This is a genomic window from Streptomyces sp. WM6378 (assembly GCF_001279695.1).
Taxonomy (GTDB): Bacteria; Actinomycetota; Actinomycetes; order Streptomycetales; family Streptomycetaceae; genus Streptomyces.
On record NZ_LGDD01000317.1, the window covers coordinates 28,159 to 47,032 of the forward strand.

General features: G+C 71.2%; 17 protein-coding genes. 11 read left to right on the forward strand and 6 right to left on the reverse strand.

The genetic code is table 11. From position 1 onward, the window contains the following. The first annotated feature begins 40 nt into the window (after nucleotides 1-40). The 5 genes from rpsA to ADK54_RS32150 all read left to right on the forward strand — a co-directional run bounded on the left by rpsA (nucleotide 41) and on the right by ADK54_RS32150 (nucleotide 4,449). Entirely contained in the window at nucleotides 41-1,540 is a 1,500-nt protein-coding gene (gene rpsA, locus ADK54_RS32130) for a 30S ribosomal protein S1 (protein ID WP_053729297.1), read from the forward strand. 282 nt (nucleotides 1,541-1,822) lie between these two features. Continuing rightward, the gene (locus ADK54_RS32135) at nucleotides 1,823-2,761 is read left to right on the forward strand and encodes a PAC2 family protein (protein ID WP_053729298.1); all 939 of its coding nucleotides are present in this window, start codon (nucleotides 1,823-1,825) and stop codon (nucleotides 2,759-2,761) included. A gap of 24 nt (nucleotides 2,762-2,785) precedes the next feature. After that, complete coding sequence (coaE, locus tag ADK54_RS32140; protein WP_053729299.1) at nucleotides 2,786-3,385, forward strand: dephospho-CoA kinase; 600 nt, start codon at nucleotides 2,786-2,788, stop codon at nucleotides 3,383-3,385. Nucleotides 3,386-3,594: 209 nt separating this feature from the next. Next, the gene (locus tag ADK54_RS32145; protein ID WP_234392283.1) at nucleotides 3,595-3,981 is read left to right on the forward strand and encodes a DUF3592 domain-containing protein; all 387 of its coding nucleotides are present in this window, start codon (nucleotides 3,595-3,597) and stop codon (nucleotides 3,979-3,981) included. A gap of 96 nt (nucleotides 3,982-4,077) precedes the next feature. Next, nucleotides 4,078-4,449 (forward strand): tetratricopeptide repeat protein, encoded by a 372-nt coding sequence (locus ADK54_RS32150; RefSeq protein ID WP_053729301.1) that lies wholly within the window; start codon nucleotides 4,078-4,080, stop codon nucleotides 4,447-4,449. 23 nt (nucleotides 4,450-4,472) lie between these two features. Here ADK54_RS32150 and ADK54_RS32155 read toward each other — a convergent pair whose 3' ends face one another. Further along, the gene (locus tag ADK54_RS32155) at nucleotides 4,473-4,742 is read right to left on the reverse strand and encodes a DUF6343 family protein (RefSeq protein WP_053729302.1); all 270 of its coding nucleotides are present in this window, start codon (nucleotides 4,740-4,742) and stop codon (nucleotides 4,473-4,475) included. Between the two features lie 164 nt (nucleotides 4,743-4,906). On the opposite strand from ADK54_RS32155, the gene ADK54_RS32160 reads away from it, so the two are divergent. After that, nucleotides 4,907-5,803 (forward strand): acyltransferase domain-containing protein, encoded by an 897-nt coding sequence (locus tag ADK54_RS32160; protein WP_053729303.1) that lies wholly within the window; start codon nucleotides 4,907-4,909, stop codon nucleotides 5,801-5,803. 11 nt (nucleotides 5,804-5,814) lie between these two features. On the opposite strand, the gene ADK54_RS32165 is transcribed toward ADK54_RS32160, so the two are convergent. Continuing rightward, nucleotides 5,815-6,192, reverse strand: coding sequence for a hypothetical protein (locus ADK54_RS32165; protein ID WP_053729304.1), 378 nt, complete (start codon nucleotides 6,190-6,192; stop codon nucleotides 5,815-5,817). Between the two features lie 226 nt (nucleotides 6,193-6,418). Between ADK54_RS32165 and ADK54_RS32170 the strand changes: the two genes are divergently transcribed. The 4 genes from ADK54_RS32170 (at nucleotide 6,419) to ADK54_RS32185 (ending at nucleotide 12,447) form a co-directional block, all read left to right on the forward strand. Further along, nucleotides 6,419-6,655 (forward strand): hypothetical protein, encoded by a 237-nt coding sequence (locus ADK54_RS32170; RefSeq protein WP_234392284.1) that lies wholly within the window; start codon nucleotides 6,419-6,421, stop codon nucleotides 6,653-6,655. Then, nucleotides 6,655-8,106 carry a carboxylesterase/lipase family protein gene (locus tag ADK54_RS32175; RefSeq protein WP_053729306.1) on the forward strand — a complete coding sequence of 484 codons (1,452 nt, stop codon included), beginning with the start codon at nucleotides 6,655-6,657 and terminating at the stop codon, nucleotides 8,104-8,106. Before ADK54_RS32170 ends, ADK54_RS32175 begins: the two co-directional genes overlap by 1 nt. A gap of 154 nt (nucleotides 8,107-8,260) precedes the next feature. After that, nucleotides 8,261-11,206 carry a DEAD/DEAH box helicase gene (locus ADK54_RS32180; protein WP_078966796.1) on the forward strand — a complete coding sequence of 982 codons (2,946 nt, stop codon included), beginning with the start codon at nucleotides 8,261-8,263 and terminating at the stop codon, nucleotides 11,204-11,206. After that, nucleotides 11,203-12,447 carry an SWIM zinc finger family protein gene (locus ADK54_RS32185; protein ID WP_053729307.1) on the forward strand — a complete coding sequence of 415 codons (1,245 nt, stop codon included), beginning with the start codon at nucleotides 11,203-11,205 and terminating at the stop codon, nucleotides 12,445-12,447. The genes ADK54_RS32180 and ADK54_RS32185 overlap by 4 nt, the downstream gene beginning before the upstream one ends. 33 nt (nucleotides 12,448-12,480) lie before the next feature. Here ADK54_RS32185 and ADK54_RS32190 read toward each other — a convergent pair whose 3' ends face one another. From ADK54_RS32190 to ADK54_RS32205, 4 genes are all read right to left on the reverse strand, one after another. After that, on the reverse strand, nucleotides 12,481-14,589 hold the full coding sequence (locus ADK54_RS32190) for a TerD family protein (RefSeq protein ID WP_199827076.1): 2,109 nt from the start codon (nucleotides 14,587-14,589) through the stop codon (nucleotides 12,481-12,483). A gap of 187 nt (nucleotides 14,590-14,776) precedes the next feature. Further along, entirely contained in the window at nucleotides 14,777-15,319 is a 543-nt protein-coding gene (locus ADK54_RS32195) for a hypothetical protein (RefSeq protein WP_053729309.1), read from the reverse strand. Nucleotides 15,320-15,509: 190 nt separating this feature from the next. Beyond that, complete coding sequence (locus ADK54_RS32200) at nucleotides 15,510-16,856, reverse strand: MFS transporter (RefSeq protein WP_053729310.1); 1,347 nt, start codon at nucleotides 16,854-16,856, stop codon at nucleotides 15,510-15,512. A gap of 140 nt (nucleotides 16,857-16,996) precedes the next feature. Next, nucleotides 16,997-17,683, reverse strand: a complete 687-nt coding sequence (locus ADK54_RS32205; protein WP_420717437.1) for a DUF2293 domain-containing protein — start codon at nucleotides 17,681-17,683, stop codon at nucleotides 16,997-16,999. 115 nt (nucleotides 17,684-17,798) lie between these two features. On the opposite strand from ADK54_RS32205, the gene ADK54_RS32210 reads away from it, so the two are divergent. After that, nucleotides 17,799-18,530: a hypothetical protein gene (locus ADK54_RS32210; RefSeq protein ID WP_053729311.1), complete on the forward strand. Its 732-nt coding sequence runs from the start codon at nucleotides 17,799-17,801 to the stop codon at nucleotides 18,528-18,530. Nucleotides 18,531-18,874: the final 344 nt, after the last annotated feature.

The following is an 18,874-nucleotide window of genomic DNA, read 5'->3' on the forward strand; positions in this document are numbered from 1 at the left end:
TACCTACGACTTTCTGTCCGTAACCGGAGCCCTTTCCCACATGACGAGCAGCACCGAGACCACCTCTACCACTCCGCAGGTAGCGGTCAACGACATCGGTAACGAGGAAGCCTTCCTCGCCGCGATCGACGAGACGATCAAGTACTTCAACGACGGCGACATCGTCGACGGCGTCATCGTGAAGGTCGACCGGGACGAGGTCCTGCTCGACATCGGTTACAAGACCGAAGGCGTGATCCCGAGCCGTGAGCTCTCGATCAAGCACGACGTCGACCCGAACGAGGTCGTCAAGGTCGGCGACGAGATCGAGGCCCTGGTTCTCCAGAAGGAGGACAAGGAAGGCCGTCTGATCCTGTCCAAGAAGCGCGCTCAGTACGAGCGTGCCTGGGGCACGATCGAGAAGATCAAGGAAGAAGACGGCATCGTCACCGGTACCGTCATCGAGGTCGTCAAGGGTGGTCTCATCCTCGACATCGGCCTCCGTGGCTTCCTGCCGGCCTCTCTCGTCGAGATGCGTCGTGTCCGCGACCTCCAGCCCTACGTGGGCAAGGAGCTCGAGGCGAAGATCATCGAGCTGGACAAGAACCGCAACAACGTGGTCCTGTCCCGCCGTGCCTGGCTCGAGCAGACCCAGTCCGAGGTTCGCCAGACGTTCCTCACCACCCTGCAGAAGGGTCAGGTCCGCTCCGGCGTCGTCTCCTCGATCGTCAACTTCGGTGCCTTCGTGGACCTGGGTGGCGTCGACGGTCTCGTCCACGTCTCCGAGCTGTCCTGGAAGCACATCGACCACCCGTCCGAGGTTGTCGAGGTCGGCCAGGAAGTCACCGTCGAGGTCCTCGACGTCGACATGGACCGCGAGCGCGTCTCCCTGTCGCTGAAGGCGACGCAGGAAGACCCGTGGCAGCAGTTCGCCCGTACGCACCAGATCGGGCAGGTCGTCCCCGGTAAGGTCACCAAGCTCGTTCCGTTCGGTGCGTTCGTGCGCGTCGACGAGGGCATCGAGGGCCTGGTCCACATCTCCGAGCTGGCCGAGCGCCACGTGGAGATCCCGGAGCAGGTCGTCCAGGTCAACGACGAGATCTTCGTCAAGGTCATCGACATCGACCTTGAGCGTCGCCGGATCTCGCTGTCCCTGAAGCAGGCCAACGAGTCCTTCGGTGCCGACCCGGCGTCGGTCGAGTTCGACCCGACCCTGTACGGCATGGCCGCGTCCTACGACGACCAGGGCAACTACATCTACCCCGAGGGCTTCGACCCCGAGACCAACGACTGGCTCGAGGGCTACGAGACCCAGCGCGAGGCTTGGGAGGGCCAGTACGCCGAGGCGCAGTCGCGCTTCGAGCAGCACCAGGCCCAGGTCATCAAGTCCCGCGAGGCCGACGAGGCCGCCGCTGCCGAGGGTGCTGCCGCCCCGGCCGGTGCCCCGGCGGGCGTCTCCGGCGGTTCGTACTCCTCGGAGTCGGACGACAACTCCGGCGCCCTGGCGTCGGACGAGGCGCTGGCCGCCCTGCGCGAGAAGCTGGCGGGCGGCCAGAGCTGACGCTCTGACCCCAGCTGGTAGATAGCTGAAAGTAAGGCCCGCTCCCCCTGGGGAGCGGGCCTTACTTCATTCCCGGCGGCCATCCTCGCTTCGTCAACTCGGCTCCTGCGTCGCCGAGTTGACCGATGTCGCGTTCAGAGCCGGGTTCCGCCCGGCAGACTGGAAGTCCGTCCCCGCGAGGTTTTCCCGGCCCGGCAAGGCTTTCCGTGAAAGCGGCGGCGGCGGGAATGCCCGCGTCCTGGCGGTCGTTCTTCCTGATGAACACGAGGAGGAGCGGTAATCGTGCTTGATCCGCAGGGTTTGTACGAATGGGAGCCGAAGGGCCTGGCCGTCGTCGACATGGCGCTCGCGCAGGAGTCGGCCGGCCTGGTCATGCTGTACCACTTCGACGGCTACATCGACGCGGGTGAGACCGGCGAGCAGATCGTCGAGAAGCTCCTTGACACGCTGCCCCACCAGGTGGTGGCCCGCTTCGACCACGACCGGCTCGTGGACTACCGCGCCCGCCGCCCGCTGCTGACGTTCCGGCGCGACCGCTGGACCGACTTCGAGGTGCCCGCGCTGGAGGTCCGCCTGGTGCAGGACGCCACGGGCGCGCCCTTCCTGCTGATGTCGGGCCCCGAGCCGGACGTCGAATGGGAGCGCTTCGCGCTCGCCGTGCGCCAGATCGTCGAGCGCCTCGGCGTGCGCCTCTCGGTCAACTTCCACGGCATCCCCATGGGCGTGCCGCACACCCGCCCCGTCGGCCTCACACCGCACGGCAACCGCACGGACCTGATGCCCGGCCACCGTTCGCCGTTCGACGAGGCGCAGGTGCCCGGCAGCGCCGAGTCGCTGATCGAGTACCGCCTGATGGAGTCCGGCCACGACGTCCTGGGAGTCGCCGCGCACGTCCCGCACTACGTGGCGCGCTCGGCCTACCCCGACGCGGCGCTGACCGCCCTGGAGGCCGTCACGGCAGCAACGGGCCTGGTCCTGCCGAGCGTTGCGCACGGCCTCCGTACGGAAGCGCAGCGCACCCAGACCGAGATCGAGCGGCAGATCGGCGAGGGCGACGAGGAACTGGTCAGCCTGGTCCAGGGCCTTGAGCACCAGTACGACGCGGTGGCGGGCGCCGAATCCCGCGGCAACCTGGTCGCCGAACCGGCGGACCTCCCGTCGGCGGAGGAACTGGGCCGCGAGTTCGAACGCTTTCTCGCCGAGCGGGAGGGCGACGCATAGGGTGAGCAGCCTAAGCTTCCGCTCATGCTGAAGGTGGGCCTGACCGGCGGTATCGGCGCCGGCAAGAGCGAAGTGTCACGGCTGCTCGTCTCCTACGGAGCCGTACTGATCGATGCGGACAGGATCGCGCGGGAAGTCGTCGAGCCCGGAACTCCGGGCCTGGCGGCGGTCGTCGAGGCGTTCGGCCCCGGCATCCTGTCCGCGGACGGCACGCTCGACCGCCCCAAGCTGGGCGGCATCGTCTTCTCCGACCCCGAGAAGCTCGCGACCCTGAACAAGATCGTGCACCCGCTGGTCGGAGCGCGCTCCGCCGAGCTGGAGTCGACGGCGGGCCCCGACTCGGTGGTCGTCCACGACGTACCCCTCCTGGCGGAGAACGGCCTCGCGGCGCTGTACGACCTGGTGGTCGTCATCGACGCGACGCCCGAGACCCAGCTCGACCGGCTGGTGCGCCTGCGCGGCATGACCCCCGATGAGGCCCGCGCGCGCATGGCCGCCCAGGCCGACCGCGCCCAGCGCCTCGCCGTCGCCGACCTCGTCATCGACAACGACGGCCCCTTGGAGGCGCTGGAGCCGCAGGTGCGCAAGGTGTGGGAGGAACTGGTGGAGCGGGCCGCTGCCTGAAGGGCGCGCGGGGCTGCCTGAAGGCGGCGGCGGTGCGCGGCCGTCAAGAGCGCCTCGTGGACCGTGACCCGCGCCCTGGGCTCACCGGGGGGCGCGAACCCGGTATGCCGGTGAACCGGCGCGTATCCGAACCGTACGGATTCCCTCATCATGCTGGGTTTCCACGGCTTGGCCCGCGGCATATGGCCCGGGCGGATTACGATCCGACTGTGCTCTTCGTACTGGCGGGATTCACGGTGCTCGGCGGCCTGGTGGCGCTGCTCGCCGGGGCGTACGGGCTGCGGGAGACCCGGCGAGTGGAGCGGGCGGGCGCGTTCGCGTGGGCGCTGGTCAAGCCCGCGCCGCAGGGCTCGGCGCGGCCCCTCCTGCAGTTCGAGACGGCCGATGGCCATGTCCTCGAACTCCCTTCGCCGGTTCCTCCGAGCCGCCGCGAGCCGCTCCCGCCGGGCGCCAGCGTCCGGGTGTCCTACGACCCGGAGGACCCGCGCACCATCGTCCTGCTCGGCCGCCAACGCACCGCCCTGGACCGGGCATTCATGGCGGCGGGCGCGGCGATCGTGCTGCTCGGGCTGACCCTGGCGGCGGCTTCGCTCTGAGGCATGCGGCTCCGGGCGCGGGCGGGTCCGGATGCGTACGGAATACCGGAGCTGGGCATGGCGTTGACAACGCGCAGCGAGGGAAAGGACAGGTACGTGGCCGAAAGCAACCCCGAGACGCACGTGATCGACTTCCGCGCGGCCGAGCACCTCTTGGCCGCCCGGGACCCGCGCGGTGCCGTCAAACTTCTCGACTCGGTCGTCGCCGCCCACCCCGAGAACACCGCGGCCCGGCTGCTGCGGGCCCGCGCCTTCTTCGCCTCGGCCCAACTCCGGTCGGCAGAGCTGGAATTCCAGCTGGTCCTGGAGCGCGAGCCGGACAACGCCTTCGCGCACTTCGCCCTGGCCCGCACCTACGAACGCCAGGCCCGCCCCGACCAGGCCAAGCGCCACTTCCGGCTGGCCGCGGCCCTGGACCCGAAGCCGGAGTACCTGGCGTCGGCGCGGTTCGAGGACGAGGCCGAGTAGCGCGCGAGATCACCGCCGGCGGCTCACGGCCGACGGGTGCGCGGCGGTTCGTACGGCGGGATGTCGCGGCCCGGCTGATAGTGCGGGCCCTGCCGGATATGGCGGATGATCATGAACAGATCGACGATGATCACCGCGGCCAGGGCCGCGCAGGCAGCCATCCAGCCCGGCCGCCCCTCCAGGCCGAAGCCCACCGTGCCGCCGGCGGCCCAGATCAGGCCCCAGATGCTCAGCCACAGCCGCATCCGCAGGGGGCTGCGGGCGGTGATCGGTTCGTTACCGGTGCGCAGCATGATGATCGCCTCTATAAAGGGGTGTACCCGCTGGGGCGCAGGTGAAAGCCACACGGTGCGGCGAATCCGTACGCCGCGCCACGGGTACGTCCGCGAGAACGCGGTGCGCGCCGCGTCCGCAAATGCGGCGGCGCAGGAGGAACGGGCTGGCTAAGGTGACGCGCATGCTGCTCCTCGACGACCTCCCCGAGACGCTGCTCGACCTCGCCGTACCGCACGAGGACATCAACGAACTGACCTCACTGGCCGCCCGGTTCACCACCGAACCCGAGCTCGGCGAGCTCCTGGCGGAGTCGGTGCGGGTCCTCGTGCAGGACATCGGAGCCGTCGGCGTCCATCCCGAACTGCCCGCCCTGCCCGAGGGGTTGGGGGACATCGAGCGCTGGTTCCCCGTGTACGTCGCCGTCGCCGCGCTGCCGCACGTCAGGGCGTACCACCGGGAGCGGGGCATCCCCGAGGACATCGCCCGCCGTACGCTCGCCGACCTGGGGCGGCACATCGCGCTGCACCACAGGCGGCGCGGAAACGGCGGTCTCTCCGTGCCCGGCTGGCTGCGGCTGCACTTCCGGGGGGAGATCTACCAGCTGGGCCGGCTCCAGTTCCAGCGCTCACGGCTCGGGGAGCGTACGGGCCGGGCCGTCCGCGAGGCGGGCATCGACGCGGAGCCCGGCGACCTCTGCCTGGACCTCCATATCCCCGACTACCGGGGCCCGTTGACGCCGCAGGCGTGCGCCGACTCCATCGCCCGGGCCAGGAAGTTCTTCGCACGCCACTTCCCCGAGGAGCACTACCGGGTCGGCGTCTGCCACTCCTGGCTGCTCGACGAGCAGTTGCGCGACTACCTTCCCGAGAATTCCAACATTCTGCGCTTCCAAGGTTTGTTCCGTACCGCCTACAAAGACGACGAGCCGTCCGACCGCGAACCCGTCGGCTTCGTCTTCGGCAATCCGGAACTGCGCGTGGCGGACCTCCCGCAGCACACCGCCGTGCAGCGCGCCGTCACCCGGCACCTCCTGGGCGGCGGCCACTGGTACCTGGGCCACGGCTGGTTCGAGCTGTAGGAGCGGCCGGCTCAGTGCACGAAGCTGTAGCTGCGCCAGGGCGCGGCCTTCGGGGCCACGTTGTTGGCGAGCCTGCTGCCGATGTACGTCGTGTCCTTGCCGGTGCAGTCGGGCGTCCGGTACATGACCATGTCGACCAGCGTGTTGTTGTAGAGGTCGGTCGTCCCGGACGGTGGCAGCTTGTGGCAGCCCCGCACTTTCGGGCTGGTCAGCATGACGGACGTCTGGGGGCCGATCGAGTAGGTGATGGTGCCGACCGACGTCCGCCCGAGGCTGGAGCAGGCCGTGGTGGCGAGGGTGAGCAGCACGGCTCCGGCGGCGAGCCGCGTCCGGCGACGGCGACGGCGGCGCGACGTGCGGGCGGGGGACTGGGACGCGGGCACGGACATGAGCGGTCCTCGTCTGTACGGCAGGGCAGCGGCGGTCAGTGCCGCCAGCCTGCCCCGTGCCCGCTGTTCCGGCATCCGGTGTGCGCCGTGGATAGCCCGCCCGGGCGAAGGGACGCCGACGCACCACATTTCCCCTTCGCCCTGTGTGGTGCGCACCCATCACCCCGGTGGGCGCGCGCTGCCTAGCGTCTACGCGGACAGGGGCAAGGCTGTCCACGGTGTTGCTTTGCCGAGGCTGGGGGGATCGGATCGTGCGCTGCTCGGCGCCGTGCCCGGCTGGGACGGCACCCCGGCCCAGCCGATGCTCGCCCAGACCCGCCACGCGCCGGGCCTGTACGCCCGGGCCGGTGGCAGGGTACGAGAGATTGCGGTGCCCGGAGCCGGGCATGCGGTCCATGTCGAACGTCCCGAGGAATTCGGCGCGGCACTGCTCGAAACCCTGTCGGAAGGCGCACGAACCTGATGGAACCCATTCGTACGACCCACCAGGGCGCGGTGCGAGGCCGGCTCGTCGCCGACGACGTGGCCGCCTTCCTGGGCATCCCGTTCGCCGCGCCCCCCTTCGGGGAGGCACGCTTTCGCGCGCCGGGACCGGCCGCCCCCTGGGACGGCGTGCGCGAAGCGCTCTCCTATGGAGCGAGCGTGCCCAGAGCCCCCTACGCGCCGCCCTTCGACGCCCTCATCCCGGACGACGGCCCCCAGGGGGAGGACTGCCTCAACCTCAACATCTGGACCCCGCACCCGGCCTCCGGCGGTCTGCCGGTGATGGTGTGGATGCACGGCGGGGCCTTCGCCAACGGCTCCGGAGCCACGTCGGCGTACGACGGAAGCACCTTCGCCCGCGACGGTGTGGTGTACGTGAGCATCAACTACCGGCTCGGCGCCGACGGCTTCCTGAGGCTGCCCGACCGGCCGGACAACCGCGGGCTGCTCGATCAGATCGCCGCCCTGGAGTGGGTCCGCGACAACATCGAGGCCTTCGGCGGCGACCCCGGCCAGGTGACGGTCTTCGGCGAGTCGGCGGGCGCCATGAGCATCGGCGCGCTGCTCTCGATGCCCCGCGCGCGTGGCCTGTTCCGCCGCGCGATCCTGCAGAGCGGCGCCGCCCACCACTTCCTGCGGCCCGCCTCGGCCGACCTGATCACGGCCAGGCTCGCCGAAAGACTCGGCATCGAGGCGACCGCGGAGGAGTTCGCCGCCGTCCCGCTGGACGCGCTGCTGCCCGCGCAGGCCGGGCTGCGGGGCGAGATCGGGGCCCGCCCGGACCCCGCGCTGTGGGGCGAGGCAGCGCTCAACATGATGCCGTTCGAGCCCGTCCTCGACGAGCTGCCGCTGCCCGCCGCGGACTGCGGCGTGGAGCTCCTGACCGGCAGCAACCGCGAGGAGTACCGCCTCTTCCTGGTGCCGACCGAACGCCTCGACGTCCTGCCGCGGGCCAAGCTGCGGACCGTGACGGCGGCGTACGGCCTCGATCCGGACACAGCACTGCCCGTGTACGCGGCGCGTCGCCCGGACGCCGTGCCCGGCGAGCTGTTCGACGCGGTCACCACCGACTGGTTCTACCGGATCCCGGCGCTGCGCGTCGCCGAGGCGGTGCCCGGCTCATACGTGTACGAGTTCGCCCGGCGCTCTCCGGCCCTCGGCGGCCGGCTCGGCGCCAGCCACGCCTCCGAGCTCGGCTACGTCTTCGACCGGCTCGACGACCCGGCCTACGCCCCGATCCTCGGCGAGAAGCCCCCGCAGTCCCTCGCGGACGCGATGCACGGTGCCTGGGTGGCCTTCGCGAAGACGGGCGACCCGGGCTGGGCGCCGTACGACCGCGAGACCCGGACGACCATGGTCTTCGACACCGTGCCGAGCGTCGAGTCCGATCTTCGCGGCGAGGAACGTGCCTTGTGGGAGGGGGTGCGCTGAGGGCGTGGGACCCATTGTCAGACCTCGCCCGTAAGGTCGTAGATCAGTCGCGGACCACGCGACGCGTCATGACCGTGCGGACGAAGGGAGGTGACCGGCGATGGACCGGCCGACACCGATGCGACGCCCCGAGCGGGAGCCGGTGACCTCGTGGATGCCGGCGTCCGCCTGGCGTGAGCATCGCGAGCACGCCTACCCGCCGGCGGAGCCGGGGCGGCCGCACGAGGCCGCGAGCGCACCGGCGCCCACGCCGTCCACGGGCCCCGCGCTGTCGGCGGCCGCCGTGTTCCTGCCCGCCGGGCTGCCGCGCGACGGAAAGGTCGCCTTCTGGGACCCGGACCAGGGGCCGGTGCCCCAGGGGCCGCCCGGGGCGGAGTTGACCGAGCTGACCGTGGTGCGCCGCCACGGCGGGGGAGCCCGCAGCCGCAAGGTCGCCGCCCTCCTCGTGCCGGTCGCCGATGCCCTTCCGGCGCTGGTCAAGGCCCGCCGGCACCCCGCCGCACACCCGGCGGCGGCCTGCTGGGGCGCCGCCGCGCTGCACGCCCTGCACCTCGTCGCGCGCGGCAGACTGCTGCCCGGGCTCACCTCCACCCACCACGACGCGTGGCGGGCCGGGCCGCTGGACGCCGACGACATCGCCCAGCTCCGCGCCATCGCCGCCGCCATGCCGTACGAGGCGTACGCCGTCCCCGTCCCCGGCCGGGGCGCCCTCCAGCTCCCGGAGCCGGACGCCCTGGTACGCGCCTTCCTGGACGCGGTCGCGGACACCCTGCCGCGCACCCCGGCCGCCGCCCACGCGGCGGGCGCGCCCTTCGCCGCGGCCGCCGCCCAGCACCTGCCCGCCGCCCGCGCCTGGGCCGCGGAGGCGGCCGCCGGCATGGACGCCGGTGTACGGGTCTCGCTGCGCCTGGACCTGTCCGGGTACGAGCTGTTCGACACGGCGTCCGAAGAGGAGGGCGAGGCCCGGCGCGCGGGCTCGGCGATCGTCCAGGTGCACAGCCTCGCCGACCCGACTCTCGTCGTCGACGCGGCCCGCCTCTGGTCGGACGACGAGGGCGAGGGCGGGGACCGGGCGCCAACGGGCAGCGCGCGAAGCGGAGTTGACGCCTTCGGGCCGCGCGCCCGGATCGACGCGCTGCTCGCGCTGCGCCGGGCCGCCCGCGTCTGGCCGTCGCTCGGGCTGCTCCTGGAGCGCAGCGTTCCGGACGTCCTGCCGCTCACCGAGACCGAGCTGTACGAGCTGCTCGGCGAGGCGTCGGCGCGCCTCGCCGCGGCGGGCGTCGCCGTGCACTGGCCGCGCGAACTGGCCCGTACGCTCAGCGCCACCGCCGTCGTGAGGCCGGCGCCCGGCTCGGCGACCGACGGCACGTCCTTCTTCGACGCCGAGGAACTCCTCGCCTTCAACTGGCAGTTGGCGCTCGGCGGGGAACCGCTCAGCAACGCCGAGATGGATGTCCTCGCCGAGTCCCACCGCCCGATCGTGCGGCTGCGCGACCAGTGGGTGGTGGCCGACCCCGAACTCGTCCGCAAGGCCAGAAAGCGTGACCTGGGCCTGCTCGACCCGGTGGACGCGCTGTCCGTCGCACTCACCGGCACCGCCGAGGTCGACGGCGAGACGGTCCAGGCGGTCCCGGCCGGAGCGCTCGCGGTGCTCCGCGACCGGCTCCTGGAGGGGCCCGCCACGGCCGAACAGCCACCGGGCCTCGACGCCACCCTGCGCGACTACCAACTGCGGGGCCTGGCCTGGCTGGAGCTGATGACCTCCATGGGCCTCGGCGGCTGCCTCGCCGACGACATGGGCCTCGGCAAGACCATCACCGTGATCGCCCTGCACCTGCGCCGGAGCCGCACCGAACCCACGCTGGTCGTCTGCCCGGCCTCGCTGCTCGGCAACTGGCAGCGCGAGATCGCCCGGTTCGCGCCGGGCGTCCCCGTGTGCCGCTTCCACGGCAGCAGCCGCAGCCTGGAAGGCAGCGGGGGAGGCTTCGTCCTCACCACGTACGGCACCATGCGCGGCAGCGCGCCCCAACTGGCCGCCCACTCCTGGAACATGGTGGTCGCCGACGAGGCGCAGCACGTCAAGAACCCGTTCTCGGCGACCGCCAAGGCGCTGCGCACCATCCCGGCCCCGGCCAGGATCGCGCTCACTGGCACCCCCGTGGAGAACAACCTCTCCGAGCTGTGGGCCCTGCTCGACTGGACGACGCCGGGGCTGCTCGGCCCCCTCAAGGCGTTCCGGGCCCGGCACGCCCGGCTGGTGGAGAACGGCGAGGACGAGGACGCGGCGGCTCGCCTCTCCCGCCTGATCCGCCCCTTCCTCCTCCGGAGGAAGAAGTCCGACCCGGGCATCGTGCCCGAACTGCCTCCGAAGACGGAGACCGACCATCCCGTGCCGCTGACCCGCGAACAGGCCGCCCTCTACGAGGCGGTGGTCCGCGAGGCGATGGCGGCCGTCGAAGCCTCCGAGGGCATCGCCCGCCGCGCCCAGATCATGAAGCTGCTCACCGCCCTGAAGCAGATCTGCAACCACCCCGCCCAGTACCTGAAGGAGGATGCCCCGCGCCTGCCGTCCCGCTCGGGGAAGCTGGCGCTGCTCGACGAGCTGGTGGACACCATCCTCAGCGAGGACGGATCGGTCCTCGTCTTCACCCAGTACGTCGCGATGGCCCGCCTGCTCTCCAGCCACCTGACCGCCCGCGGCGTGCCTTCCCAACTGCTCCACGGAGGAACGCCGGTGGCCGAGCGGGACCGGCTGGTCGATGCCTTCCAGAGCGGCGAGGTGCCCGTGTTCATCCTCTCCCTCAAGGCGGCCGGCACCGGCCTCAACCTGACCCGCGCCGGCCATGTCGTCCACTACGACCGCTGGTGGAACCCGGCGGTGGAGGAACAGGCCACCGACCGCGCCTACCGCATCGGCCAGACCCAGCCCGTCCAGGTCCACCGCCTGATCGCGGAGGGCACCGTGGAGGACCGCATCGCCGACATGCTGGAACAGAAACGCCGGCTGGCCGAGGCCGTCCTCGGCTCAGGCGAGAGCGCCCTGACCGAACTCACCGACCGCGAACTGGCCGACCTGATCTCCCTGCGGAGGGCCCCATGACCCCCCGCCCGTCCATCGGCACCCCGCGCCACGACGACCGCCGTCGCACCTACCCCGCGCTCGGCGCCCGCTCCGAGCGGACCGGCACCTGGTGGGGCGACGCCTGGGTGGCGGCGCTTGAGGAACTCGCCCTGGACTCCGCCCGGTTGGCGCGCGGCCGCGCCTACGCCGAAGCCGGAAAAGTCGACGCGATCACCGTCACGCCGGGCCGCATCACGGCCTACGTACACGGTTCCCGCCCCCGCCCCTACCGTACGGAGCTGCGGCTGCGCACCCTGCCCGACCAGGTGTGGGAGGACTTCCTCGACACCGCGGCCCAGGAGCCCGCCCACATCGCCGCGCTGCTCGACAAGGACCTGCCGCACGCGCTGGCCGACGAGGCGGCGCTGCTGCCCGCGTCGGGCGACCTGATCCCCGACTGTTCCTGCCCCGACGACGGCTATCCCTGCAAGCACGCGGCGGCGCTCTGCTACCAGACCGCCCGTCTCCTGGACGAGGACCCGTTCGTGCTGCTCCTGATGCGGGGGCGCGGCGAACAGGAGGTGCTCGCCGCGCTCACCCGGCGCAACGCCACCCGCATGGCCGTGGAGCGGGCGGCCCCCCTCCCTCAACTCCCCACCGTCCAGGCCCGTGTGGCGGTCCAGCCGCGTACGCTCCCGCCCCTGCCGCCGCCGTTCCCCACGCCGCCGCGGCCGGGCCACCCGCCCGCCTTCCCCGAGGTGCCCGGCGGGCCCGACCCGCTGTCCCTCGACCTTCTCGCCACCGAGGCAGCCATCCGCGCCCACACGCTCCTGACCACCGGAGAGGATCCGATCGCCCCCCTCTCGCCCTGGCAGGACGCGGTCCGCCTCGCCGCCGCGCACCCCGGCTCCGGCCTCACCTCGGCCACCCGCGCCCTCTACACCTCCCTGACCCGGGCCACCGACCGCACCCCCACCGATCTGGCGCGCGCGGTGGCCGCCTGGCGGCAGGGCGGCATCGAGGCGCTCGCCGTCCTCGAACTGCCCTGGGACCCGCCGGCGGGCCCCTTCGACCGGGCCCGCCCGGCGCTGAGCGCCGCCGGATTCCCGGACTTCCGCCCCAGCCGCAACCGCCTCTCCACCCCCACCACCCAGCTCCGCTACGGCCGCGACGGGCTCTGGTACGGATACGAATCGGATCCGGGACGGGAGGACTGGTGGCCGCGCGGCACCCCGGACGCGGATCCGGTGGGGGCGCTCACGGCCCGGCTCGGCGGCTGACACCAGGAGGGGGCGACGAGGCCCACCGGGGCCTCAGTCGCGGGCCGTGACCGCCTTGGCGCGCTGTGCCGGGCGCGGCTGTTCCAACTGCCTGACCACGCCGGCGTGGAACAGGTCGACGGCCGCGTCGACACCGCGGATGAACCCGGTCTCAGCGTTGCCGCGCGTACTGCCCACGCCCCTGGAGAGCGACAGCCGGAACCCGGTGATCCGCTCGGACCCGCGCGGCAGCAGGTCCCCGGGCTCGCGGCGCAGCCTCTCCAAGGTGCCGCGCGGGCCGACCGCTTCCCCGTCGAGGAGGGCCTGCACATGAAGGTCGGCCGGTGCCTCGCCGAGCTGCTTCAACAGCTTCTTCACCCAGGTGAGCGGATAGCCCTGTTCGGGCGCGGGGACTTCGATGGAGGTCCTGAGCCGCCCCATCCGCAGATCGGCGACGATGGCGAGATTGCCGGGTGCGCCCTCGACCCGGATCTCCGCGTGCAACTGGCCGTCCACGCAGAGCCGGCCCGCCAATTGCGCCCGCCGCGACTGCGGGTCGGTGCCGCGCTTGGCGCGCTGCACGGGCACCACCTTCGTACCGAGCTCACCGCCGAGCCGCAGACAGACCTGGCGGATCAGCCGCTCCCAGCTCTCGACGACCTGCACGGTGCGCGGATCGCCCGGCGACAGGGTCTCCTCGTCGATCCCGTGGCGGACCGGGACCCACGCCGGGCCCATGTTCTGGAAGCCGTGGCAGCCGGAGTTCTCGTGCTGGAGGTAGTGCAGGAGCTCCTGGAGGAGCCAGGCGTGCGCCTCGTTGCGTACGCCCTCGTGCCGGATGAGGAGCTGCGCCTGGTGCGTGACCTCGGCCCAGGACAGATGCCACAGGGCGACCTTGTGCTTGAGCCGCCCGTCGGTCTTCACCTCGACCGGGGAACTTCCTTCCAGGGCAACGTCGTTGGACAGGGTGATGACCGCTTCGTAGCCCCGGCGGGCGGCGATGTCCATGTAGTCCTGGATCTGCTCGCTTTTGAGGGCGTTGCCGTTGGTCTTGGTCTCGACGAGCGCCGTCCACAACTTCCCCGCGCGCTCCACGCGGATGACCCCGTCGGGCCGCTTGGAGGTGTCGCCGTTGGGGAGCGAGACCTCGGTGAAGGTCTCCATCCGCCCGGCGGGCGCGCCGAAGGCGGCGGTCAGCCGACGGCCGAACTCGGGAACCTGCGTCATCACGGACAGGAGCACGGACGTCGCCCGCATCTCGCGCTCCCGGTCGCTCTTCAGCGAGGACGCGGGGAACAGCCGGGCGGCGCGCCACGCCTCGTTCTCCGCGAGCGAGACCTTGGGCGCCTTCGGCAGCGTGACCTTCTTCTTGGCCGTACGGAGCCGTCGCGCGGGCACGGCGGCGGGTGCCTCGGCCGCTACCGGGTCGGCGCCGCGCTGAACGGGCACACCGGCAAGAGGCGATGCGAGTGCCACAACGGCGGCCTGGGGCAAGGGGGTTGCCATTACCATCTCGACGGCGAGGCCCCCGCCGTTCTCGACGGCGGAGGCAGCGGAGGCGGCGGGTTCGGCAGGTTCGGCGGGTTCGGCGGGGGCGCAGGCTTCGCCGTCCTGGTCGCTGTCGTCGTCCTCGTCGATCTCGATGCCGTAGTCGGTGGCGAGTCCGGCCAGACCGGAGTCGTACCCCTGGCCGACGGCCCGGAACTTCCAGGCCTCCTCGCGCCGGTAGATCTCGCCGAAGACGAACGCGCTCTCCGTATTGGCGTCCGCAATGGAGAAGCCGAGAAGGCTCTCGCCCGAGCCGTCCGTCAGAGCGAGCCTAATGTTCTCCAACTCGCTGAATTGGGCCCGCTGATGGCGACTGGCCGCGATGATGATCCGGTCGACTTCACCGGGAATTGCAGTCAGATCAAGCTGAATTCTGTCCTCGCTGCCGTTCTCCGTCGGAGCCGGGCCGAGGAGCTGCACCGTTCCGTCCGCCGCGGCCGGGTTGTTGTAGAAGTAGAAGTCCCCGTTGCTCCGCACCTTGCCGTTCGCGCCGAGCAGCAGTATGGAGACATCGGCGTCACCTTCACCGCTCGGGCTGCTCCAGCTCAGGCTGACGATGACGGAGCCAGTGGTCTCGCTCAGAGACGCCAGGCCCACGTTGGCGCCTTTGATCATTTCGTGCATACGAAATTCCCCCCACGGGATGGAGGGCTGCACGGGCATGACCGAACTGCCCTCTGTTCACGGAAAGTTAATGCTTTCCCCGGAAACGCGAAAATTCAGCCTACTCGTCGATGGGCTCGCCGCTAGGGGAAGAGGCAAAGGCGTAGAAGAAACGGACGCCCTGGCAGGAGTGTGGGGTTCACGTGGTGGCTGCCCACTGGGCCAGTTTCCTGAAGTCCCTCTCCCGTAGCCCCCGTCGTGGATGCACGCGCACCATCAGCGCGGGCGAATCGTGGTTGTCGCGCACATAGGTCTCGTCCAGATCGGTGATCATGTCGTCGACCCAGGCGAACGGGCGGCCCGCGGCCCAGTTCAGCAGCGGTCTGGTCTTCCAGTACAGGCCGTCCGGGTCGGTGGCGAAGAGCTCGGGCCAGGCGATGTACGGGAGGTCCGGCGGGAGGCCGATGGCGGGGGCGATCATTTCGTTCGCCTCGTTCATCCACGTGGTGGCCCAGGCCAGTTCGTACGGCAGGGAACGCAGCCGGGGGCCGTGGGCCGGGTTGAGGTGGACGCGCAGGCCGCGCCGGTGCGGTCGGGAACCCGGGGTCTGGCGCGAGAGCCAGCACGACGGGTGGAGCCGGTGGGTGCGGTAGCCGCGCAGCTGGGGGAGGCGGGCTCCGTACGGGTTGAGGGGGCCGTCCACGTCGAGGAGCAGCAGGGGGCGGTCCGGCGCAGTCGTCATGGGGGAGGGATACCCATACCGGTGGCCCAAGTGGCTGGCTGCGCGGGGCAGTTGTGGAGGTCAGGCGTCCGCTGGCGATACCGACGAGTCCCGCTCCGGGCCCTCGGTCGCCCGCGTCCGTCACCGACTCCCGCTTCCCTGGGGGCTCGGCCGCCCCCGTCCGTCACCGGCTCCTGGCTCCCCGGGGGGCTCAGCCGCCCGAAGTCGTCACCGACTCGCGCGTCTCCGGGGCCCACGCCAGCGACACCAGCATCCCGACGAGGAGGACCGCCGCCAGCCAGTACATCGAGCCGCTCAGGCCGAGGTGCTCCAGGCTCACCGGCAGGATGAACGTGCCGATGGCCGAGGCGATGCGGCTCGTTCCGTTGAGGAAGCCGACGCCGGTGGCGCGCAAATGCGTCGGGTAGAGCTCGGCGGGATACACCTGGGTGAGGTTTGAAGCGCCGGCCATCACAAAGGTGTAGACGAGGAACGGCACCATGAGCGCGATCGTCGACGCATGGGCGAAGGCGCCCATCAGGGTCAACGCCGCCGTCATGATGCCGAATGTGACGATCGTCAAGGGGCGGCGGCCGGTTTTCTGGAGGAACCAGAGACCTATGACGCCGCCGCCGAGCAGGAAGAGGTTGAGCAGCAGGTTCTGCAGGTCGGGGTCCGGGACGTGCAGTGCGGCCAGGATCGTCGGCATGAAGGTGTAGATCGCGAAGTACGGGAGCACCTGCGCGCTGTAGAAGACCGTGCCGAACCAGGTGCGCCTGGCCTGGCCGGGCGAGAAGAGCTCCCGGTACGCCCCGGTCGTGCCGGTATCCCGCTCGGCCGGGGCGGCCTCGGCCGAGCCCAGCTCCGCCTTCAGGTACTTCCTGGCGATGTCCCGCGCCTCGGCCACCCGGCCCTGGCTGATCAGCCAGCTCGGCGACTCGGGAGTTCCGATGCGGAGCAGCAGGACCAGGAGCGCGGGCACCGCGCCGGACGCGAGCAGCAGGTAGGCGGCGCCCTCCGACTTGCCGAGGTAGGTGCCGAGGATGCCCGCGATGACGTAACCGACGGTCCACATCACGGTGAGGGAGCCGAGGAGTACGCCTCGGAGCCTGCGGGGTGCGAACTCCGACAGCATCGTCGGGCCCACCGCGTAGTCCGCGCCGAGCCCGAAACCGATCAGCAGGCGCAGGGTGAACAGCAGCGCCGGATCCCTGGCCCAGAGCTGGAGCGCGGAGGCGATGGTGATCAGGACGAAGTTGTAGATGTACAGCTTCTGGCGGCCGATGATGTCGCCGACCCGGCCGAGCACGATGCTGCCGAAGAAGAGGCCGATCAGCGCCGACGCGCCGAGCAGGCCCTGCCAGACGCCGGAGAGGTGCCGGGCGTCGGTGAGGGTGGCGAGGACCGCGCCGATCATGCCGAGCGCGTAGCCGTCGGAGAAGTTCGCCCCGAACGTCGTCGCCGTCACCCGCAGGTGGAACGGGCGCAGCGGGGCCTCGTCGAGCGACGGGGCGAGCTGCTCGGATGTGGTGGATGCCACGGTGGCCGGCTTCGGCATCGGCTGCTACCTCGCCTTGTGCATGGGCCCGCCCGGGGTGGCGGGGGATGGACGGCTTGGGTCGAGCGCAGCCATCCTGCCCTGCCGGAGCGCCGCGGGGGAATCGTTCTATGCGAAAGAACTGTGAGTGAATGGAATTCTTACGTAACAGGAGGCTGGTCTTCCGCGACCCTGGAGGCTACCTCGTCGCACCCGTCCGCCGCCCACGAGGCCAGTACGGCGTCGATCGCGGCGGCGACCCGGGCCCGCGCCCGGTTGTGCGGCACCCGCGCCATGAGCAGCGCGTCGTACTCGGTGTCCAGATGGCGGACGGAGGCCCGCACGGCGGCCGTCACCGCGAACTCGTCCAGCGCCCGGCCCGCCGCCGACCGGCCCACCCGGCCGCTGCCGCGCACCGAGCTGTGCTCGGCGATGTCGCGGGCCCGCTCGGCAGGGCAGCACGGAAACAGGCGCAGGATCTCGGCGGTCAGCGCCGCGGTGAACCGCACGTCCTCGGCGGCCCGGCGCCCGGCGTCCCGGGCCCGCCTCCGAGCCCGGGCCTCCGCGTCGGCCAGGCACGCGGCCTCCGCCGCGGCGAGGGCGGCCTCCTCGACGAAGACGCCCTGGCGCTCGTAGCGTCGGCGGCGCCGGTTGAAGCGGACCACGACGGCGGAGAGCGAACTGCCCGCGCGGGCCCGGCGGGTGAGCGCGGTGTCGCCGCGCGGCAGGAAGACCAGATGGCCCAGATCGGCGCAGTCCAGGCAGAGCGGGGCGCCGGACTCCAGCACGATGTGTCTGAGCGGGGCGCGATCGCAGTCGGCGCAGCTATGGTGGCGCCGGGGTTGTATGACGAGAATGTGGCAGCCCTCCTTGCCGTAGTCCCGGGGTGTGTCCTTCCCTTCTCTGATTCCCCGCTCAATAACCGGTGGAACAAAGCGGATTGGGCTTGCTACGTTTCCACACGTGGCGAAACTCAATCAGATCATCGCAGTCGAAAAGGGAATCAAGTCGAAGTCCCACCAGGACCTGACGGCCGCTCAGTACGGGCTGCAGAAGCCCGCGTTGCTGGCCGGAATCTCCCGTACCTATCAGCCCAAGGACGAGGAGGGCGAGCAGCTGCCGCCCGAGTCCACCCGGGTACAGGTCAGGTCCGAGGACGTGCTGCGCGAGACGGCCGCCACGCTGACCCGGCTGTTCGACGTGACCGCCACCAAGGACTGGGCGAACTGCGAGGCGCGGGCCGACGTCACCGTGGACGGGCGGGTCCTCGTGGCCGCCGTACCGGTCTCGTACCTGCTCTTCCTCGAAAAGCAGCTGACCGACATCAACGCCTTCGTGCGCCGGCTTCCCGTGCTGGACGCCGCCGAGTCGTGGGTGCAGGACCCTTCCACCGACTCCTGGAAGACCGAGCCGGTACGGACGCTGCGCACGAAGAAGGTGCCGCGCAACCACGTCAAGGCGGAGGCCACCGACAAGCATCCGGCGCAGGTCGAGGTGTACTACGAGGACGTACCCGTCGGCTACTGGACGACCGTGAAGTTCTCCGGCGCGCTGCCCGCCCGGCGCATCAACGAACTCATAGGACGCGTCGAGAAGTTGCAGCAGGCCGTGAAGTTCGCGCGCGAAGAGGCCAACGGCATCGACGTCACCGACCAGCGGGTGGGCGACGCCGTATTCGGCTACCTTTTCGGGTGAGCACGCATTACCCATTGAACTCCCGGTCGTGCTCAGCGCGGCCGGGTGCGCGAGGAGCGCAAAGCTGAAGCTGAAGCTTGTCGTGACGGTGCGGCCGCACCTCAGCGTGCCGCCATCAATCTCAGACTCTCGCTCCAGACTCAGCATGCGCCACCGATCGCCGGAACCAACCGGGCTCAGGCCCATGTGCGTCGAATTGCCGGTTCGAGTCCGGCCCGCGGAGCTCCAGTCGAGTTCCATCCCGATCCGCGGTGGTCCAAAGGCAGGACGCGACGGCTTAAGACTGACCTGGGTTCTCAAGCGGACCGGCGTGTGCAGTCGCGGTGGCATCACTCAGGGCCCGG

What these genes read in the sequence shown, in the direction of transcription:
- ADK54_RS32180 (WP_078966796.1), top strand. Translation starts at nt 8,261, where the DNA reads ATGCCGGCGTCCGCCTGGCGTGAGCATCGCGAGCACGCCTACCCGCCG.
- ADK54_RS32190 (WP_199827076.1), bottom strand. Translation starts at nt 14,589, where the DNA reads ATGATCAAAGGCGCCAACGTGGGCCTGGCGTCTCTGAGCGAGACCACT.
- ADK54_RS32200 (WP_053729310.1), bottom strand. Translation starts at nt 16,856, where the DNA reads ATGCCGAAGCCGGCCACCGTGGCATCCACCACATCCGAGCAGCTCGCC.
- ADK54_RS32165 (WP_053729304.1), bottom strand. Translation starts at nt 6,192, where the DNA reads ATGTCCGTGCCCGCGTCCCAGTCCCCCGCCCGCACGTCGCGCCGCCGT.
- rpsA (WP_053729297.1), top strand. Translation starts at nt 41, where the DNA reads ATGACGAGCAGCACCGAGACCACCTCTACCACTCCGCAGGTAGCGGTC.
- ADK54_RS32155 (WP_053729302.1), bottom strand. Translation starts at nt 4,742, where the DNA reads ATGCTGCGCACCGGTAACGAACCGATCACCGCCCGCAGCCCCCTGCGG.
- ADK54_RS32175 (WP_053729306.1), top strand. Translation starts at nt 6,655, where the DNA reads ATGGAACCCATTCGTACGACCCACCAGGGCGCGGTGCGAGGCCGGCTC.
- ADK54_RS32160 (WP_053729303.1), top strand. Translation starts at nt 4,907, where the DNA reads ATGCTGCTCCTCGACGACCTCCCCGAGACGCTGCTCGACCTCGCCGTA.
- ADK54_RS32195 (WP_053729309.1), bottom strand. Translation starts at nt 15,319, where the DNA reads ATGACGACTGCGCCGGACCGCCCCCTGCTGCTCCTCGACGTGGACGGC.
- ADK54_RS32185 (WP_053729307.1), top strand. Translation starts at nt 11,203, where the DNA reads ATGACCCCCCGCCCGTCCATCGGCACCCCGCGCCACGACGACCGCCGT.
- coaE (WP_053729299.1), top strand. Translation starts at nt 2,786, where the DNA reads ATGCTGAAGGTGGGCCTGACCGGCGGTATCGGCGCCGGCAAGAGCGAA.